5 protein-coding genes are annotated in these 4,855 nt (G+C 63.9%); 1 reads left to right on the top strand and 4 read right to left on the bottom strand.

All coding sequences use genetic code 11. The features are described from left to right. The 4 genes from dnaG to WCB02_RS41770 form a co-directional block, all read right to left on the bottom strand. Window positions 1-1,363 (bottom strand): DNA primase (gene dnaG, locus WCB02_RS41785; RefSeq protein ID WP_423968833.1); only part of this gene is annotated, 1,363 nt, incomplete at its 3' end. Between the two features lie 164 nt (window positions 1,364-1,527). Next, the gene (locus tag WCB02_RS41780) at window positions 1,528-1,926 is read right to left on the bottom strand and encodes a gamma-glutamylcyclotransferase family protein (protein ID WP_423968831.1); all 399 of its coding nucleotides are present in this window, start codon (window positions 1,924-1,926) and stop codon (window positions 1,528-1,530) included. A gap of 136 nt (window positions 1,927-2,062) precedes the next feature. Beyond that, a complete protein-coding gene (locus tag WCB02_RS41775) occupies window positions 2,063-2,875 on the bottom strand; it encodes a transglutaminase-like domain-containing protein (RefSeq protein ID WP_423968829.1) in 813 nt (270 codons plus the stop codon). A 2-nt stretch (window positions 2,876-2,877) separates the two neighbouring features. Next, window positions 2,878-3,771 carry a transglutaminase family protein gene (locus WCB02_RS41770; protein ID WP_423968827.1) on the bottom strand — a complete coding sequence of 298 codons (894 nt, stop codon included), beginning with the start codon at window positions 3,769-3,771 and terminating at the stop codon, window positions 2,878-2,880. Between the two features lie 161 nt (window positions 3,772-3,932). On the opposite strand from WCB02_RS41770, the gene WCB02_RS41765 reads away from it, so the two are divergent. Then, window positions 3,933-4,736 (top strand): N-formylglutamate amidohydrolase, encoded by an 804-nt coding sequence (locus WCB02_RS41765; protein ID WP_423968825.1) that lies wholly within the window; start codon window positions 3,933-3,935, stop codon window positions 4,734-4,736. Window positions 4,737-4,855 lie beyond the last annotated feature (119 nt).

Below are 4,855 nucleotides of genomic sequence, written 5' to 3'. Positions count from 1 at the left end.
GGTTGGATCGGCTGCCGCCGCCGGCGCGGGACTGCGAACGCCCGCCTGATTCGGCACGAAAAGGCGCCCTGCCTGCTAAACCGCGGCCGGCGTCCGGCGCGAATGCCTGTTGCAGCCGCTGGGCAAGGTGCTGACGATAATAGCGGCGCACCACCTCGTCGCGGATGCCGTTGGTCAGGTCGCCAATCCGCGCTTCCAGCGCCGCGCGCCGCTCGGGTGTCGTGAAGTTGCCGCCCTCGATCTCGCGGGACCAGATCATGTCGGCGAGCCCGCGGGCGGCGCCGAGTACATCCTCGATCGCGACGCGTCCACCGGAGCGCACCAGATCATCAGGGTCCTGCCCTTCGGGCAACAGCGCAAAGCGCAGGCTCTTGGCCGGCTTCAGCTGCGGCAGCGCAAGGTCGGCGGCGCGCCCCGCCGCCTTCTGCCCGGCGCGGTCGCCATCGAAGCAGAGGATCGGCTCATCCGCCATCTTCCAGAGCAGCCCGAGCTGGTTCTCGGTGAGCGCCGTGCCAAGCGGCGCGACGCAGCCCGCAAAACCCGCGGTCACCATGGCGATGACATCGACATAGCCTTCGACCACGATCAACGGCGCACCGTCGTGCGCGGCCTGCCGGGCGGACGCAAGGTTGTAGAGATTGTCGCCCTTGTGAAACAGCGGCGTTTCCGGCGAATTCAGGTATTTCGCCGGCACGTCCTTTTCCAGCGCACGGCCCCCGAAGGCGATGACGCGGCCGCGCAGATCGGTGATCGGAAAGATCACCCGGTCGCGGAAACGATCATAGGGCACTGGAATATCGTCGCCGGCGATCAGAAGCCCCGCCTCGACCATATCCTCGACGGAGACGCCGTGACCGCCGAGATGCTCCTTCAGCGCGAACCGCTCGCCGGCGGCATAGCCCAGCCGGAACTGCAATTGGGTCGACGGCGAAATGGCGCGGTCTCCGAGATAGCCGCGGGCTTTCGCGCCATTGCGCGAGGCGAGCGTGTCGGCGAAGAACTTCGCGGCGAGTTCCATCACCTCGTACAGTGTCTTGCGGCGTTGCGCATGACGCTCCGCATCGGGGGTCGCAGCCGGCAGCGGCAGCCCTGCCATCGCGGCCAGGCGCTCGACCGCTTCGGGGAAGGAAACCCCCTCGGTCTGCATCACGAAATCAAAGATGTTGCCGTGCCGCCCGGAGGAGAAGTCGTAATAAAATCCCTTCTGGTCGTTGACCGTAAACGACGGCGTCTTTTCCTGCTGAAACGGCGACAACCCCTTCCACTCGCGCCCGGCCCGCTTCAGCTTCACGCGCTTGCCCACGACTTCCGAGACCGGCAGCCGGGCGCGCACTTCCTCGAGGAACTGGTCCGTAAAGCGCATGAAGTGAATCTTTGCCGAGTCGGAGGCGCCTGCCAACCGACCATCGATATAGGGCAGTCCAGATAAAATACGAGAATTGTTGACTTTCTCCCGGCTATTCACAGCCTCATGAGCGTTCCCGAGCACCCCGACGGCACACCGCGGCCGACGAGGGACGGCGGCCGTCACCTCGCCAAGAACCGTCCCGAGGCGATGCGCTGCAGTTGCGTCACCGGCCAGTTGTAGAGATAGGTCCAGGCTTCACCTGCCGCGCCATCGGCCAGGGTGACGGCGAGCATCTGGCGCAGATATTCCGTCGGCTCGGCAAAGCCTTCGCCGCAGGCCTCATAGATGTCGAGTTCGCGCAGCACTGCGTCTCGCGCGCGCAGGCGATAAAGCTCACCATGCACGATATCGGCGGGATCGTCCGACTTCACCAGCCCCGGATAATGCTGCACCAGATAAAGCCGCCCCTGGCAGCTCGCCTCACCGAGAAAATCCGCGTGGCCCGACAAAAGCTTTGCCATCGGATGGTCGAAGCCGCGCATCAACGTGCCGTAGACGAAGAGACGGTCGGAGATCATGGGAAGTGCCTGTCATTCCGGGATGGTCCGAGGGACCAGACCTCAGATGCGCCATTGCGCGTCGGGCATTCCAAAGATTCCGGGTTCGCACCTTGTGCGCCCCGGAATGACGGACGACGACAATGACAATAGAGAGTCAAGCCGCCACGACTTCGTCGGTGACGACGACGAATTTCGTCAGATCCATCCGCCCAAAGCTCGTGGTCAGCGCCACATCGGCGGCGTCGCGCCCGGTGGCCATCAGGATGCGGCCGATCCGGGGCACGTTGTGCCGCGCGTCGAAAGTGTGCCACTGGCCGGACAGATAGACCTGATACCAGCCGGAAAAATCCATCGGCGCTGGATCGGGCGGAACGCCGATGTCGCCCAGATACCCCGTGCAATAGCGCGCTGGAATCCCCATGCAGCGGCAGAAGGTGAGCGCGAGATGGGCGAAGTCGCGGCACACGCCGCTGCGCTGCCCGAACACGTCGTGCGCGGACTTCATGTGATGGGCGTGCTCGTAGCCGAAGGTAATATGGTGGTGGACGTACTCGTTGATCGCCTGCACCCGTTCCCAGCCCGGCCTGGTGTTGCCGAACAGCGCCCAGGCGCTGTCGGTGAGCTTGTCGGTCTCGCAGTAGCGGCTCGGCATCAGATAGAGCAGCAGTTCATCCGGCAGCTGATCGATCGGCACCTGCTGCGCGGTCGGCACCACCACATCAGGCAATCCGGAATCGCGCACCAGCGCGCTGCCGCGAAAGGTCACGCCGCCGGCCGGCGCCACCAGCCGGCCGCAGACATTGCCAAAGCTGTCGCGGTAGAACCCGATCGGCACGTCGGGCTCGGTCCTGATGGTCTCGGTCCCGACGATGTCGGAGAAGCGAGAGGGATGGATCGACAGGATGATCACCATCGGCGTCGGTTGCACGGCCGCGTAGGTGATCTCGAAACCGACCTTGATCTCCATGCCTAGACCTCCGTGTCTGACGTCTGGTCGGCCGAAACGACCTTGATGTTCACGTCCATCCCGGTGAAAGCGTCTGCCGGGCCGAGATAGACGCCATGCAGCGGGATGGCCTGGCGCGGATCGCGCGCGACCGCGACGCGGATCAGATCGCGGGTGCCGACAATCCCGTTGGTGGGATCGAACTCGATCCAGCCGGTGCCCGGCAGATAGACCTGCACCCATGCATGGGTCGAGCCGCCCCCCACATAGCGGCTGCCGCTCTCCGGAATAGACAGGTAGCCCGAGACGAAGCGCGCGGCGATGCCGAGCCGGCGCAGCGCCTCGATCATCAGCAGCGCATAGTCGCGGCAGGTGCCCGATCCCGTCTGCAGCGTATCGAGTGGATGCTGCGTGCCATGTTCATGCCGCTTGCGATAGCAGAACGCTTCGCGGATGCCATGCGTCATGGTGGTGAGAATCTTGAAGGTCGGGGTCGGCGCTTCTTCGTCGAGGAAGTTGCGCGCCCACGCCGCCAGCGCGCCCTCGCCGTCGCCGTATTGCGGCGTGATGAACTGCAGCAGGTCAGGAAATTCCTCCGCATCGTAGAGGAATGGATAGAAATATGCCGGATCGTCCGGCGTCAGCGCGAACAAATCGGCCGGATTGTGCTCGACGGTCACGACGGAGGTAAAGGTCAGGGTTTCCGAACGCTCGTCGAAGGTCGCAATCGCCACGCTGTTGCCGAACACATCATGGATCCAGCGCAGCGACATCGGCTGCGGCGCGATGTCGAGCCGGCTCGCCAGCACGCGGAGATCATGGCCGTCGCGCGGGCGCAGCATGATGCGGTGTTCGCCGAACGCCACCGGGTGGGCGTAGCGATATTCGGTCTTGTGATGAATCGTCAGGAGCGGCATCGTTCAGGCAATCATCGCGATTCCAGACAATCTAATCTATAGATAACGCTGCTCATTTCTAGACCGGCATGCCGCTTCGTTAGGCAGTAGTCAGGAATGGCGTTGGGTCGCTCTTTGGACGGCTCTTCTCGAAGGCTTGTCTTTTCGAAGGCTTGGGCGATATGTCTCTACTTCTCGGCGACGCGGACGTTCCGCCGACATTTGAACAAAATGCGGCCGGCCGCTCGGCATTTCTGTTCACCTGCGACCATTACGGCCGGCTGCTGCCGCAAAAACTCGGCGATCTCGGCCTGCCCGAGGACGAGCTCAGGCGCCATATCGCCTGGGATATCGGCATTGCCGGTGTCGCCGAGGCGCTATCGAACCATCTCGATGCGCAGCTCATCGCGCAGCGCTATTCGCGGCTGGTGATCGATTGCAATCGCCCGCCCGATGCCGCGAACTCGATCCCGCGCCTCAGCGAACTCACGATGATTCCCGGCAACGAGGCGCTGTCGCGGGAGGCCGCCGAGACCCGGCGGCGCGAGATTTTTGATCCCTATCACCACCGCATCGCCGAGATCATCGAGCAGCGTTCGCGGGAGAACAAGCCCACGGTCCTGGTGGCGCTGCACAGCTTCACGCCGGTCTATGCCGGCGTCGCGCGGCCCTGGCATATCGGCACGCTCTATCATCGCGACACGACCTTGCCGCCGCGCTTGTTGAAGGCGTTGCGCGCGGAAGCGGGTATCGTGGTCGGCGACAACGAGCCTTACGCGGTCAGCGATCAGACCGACTACACCATTCCGGTCCATGGCGAGGCACGCGGCCTGATCAATACCGGGATCGAAATCCGCCAGGACCTGATCGAGGACGAATCCGGGCAGCAGCAATGGGCGGAGCGGCTAGCGCGAATTCTCGGCGAGATCGAGGCGAGCCTGCGCGCACAGCGGATCATCGACTTCCAAGGTGAAGAGAGAATTTGAAATCACCTCGTCCTTGCCAGCGTCAGCCAGACGCCGCCGCCGATCATGAAGCCGCTGGAAATCCGCGACACCAGCCGGGTCCATCGCGCCAAGAAGAAATTTTGGCTGCCGCCGCTCAT

Source organism: Bradyrhizobium sp. (genome assembly GCF_049581145.1).
GTDB lineage: Bacteria > Pseudomonadota > Alphaproteobacteria > Rhizobiales > Xanthobacteraceae > Bradyrhizobium.
Note: the sequence above shows the minus strand (reverse complement) of the source record. Positions and strands in the feature narration are given on the sequence as shown.

What these genes read in the sequence shown, in the direction of transcription:
- WCB02_RS41780 (WP_423968831.1), bottom strand. Translation starts at nt 1,926, where the DNA reads ATGATCTCCGACCGTCTCTTCGTCTACGGCACGTTGATGCGCGGCTTC.
- WCB02_RS41770 (WP_423968827.1), bottom strand. Translation starts at nt 3,771, where the DNA reads ATGCCGCTCCTGACGATTCATCACAAGACCGAATATCGCTACGCCCAC.
- WCB02_RS41775 (WP_423968829.1), bottom strand. Translation starts at nt 2,875, where the DNA reads ATGGAGATCAAGGTCGGTTTCGAGATCACCTACGCGGCCGTGCAACCG.
- WCB02_RS41765 (WP_423968825.1), top strand. Translation starts at nt 3,933, where the DNA reads ATGTCTCTACTTCTCGGCGACGCGGACGTTCCGCCGACATTTGAACAA.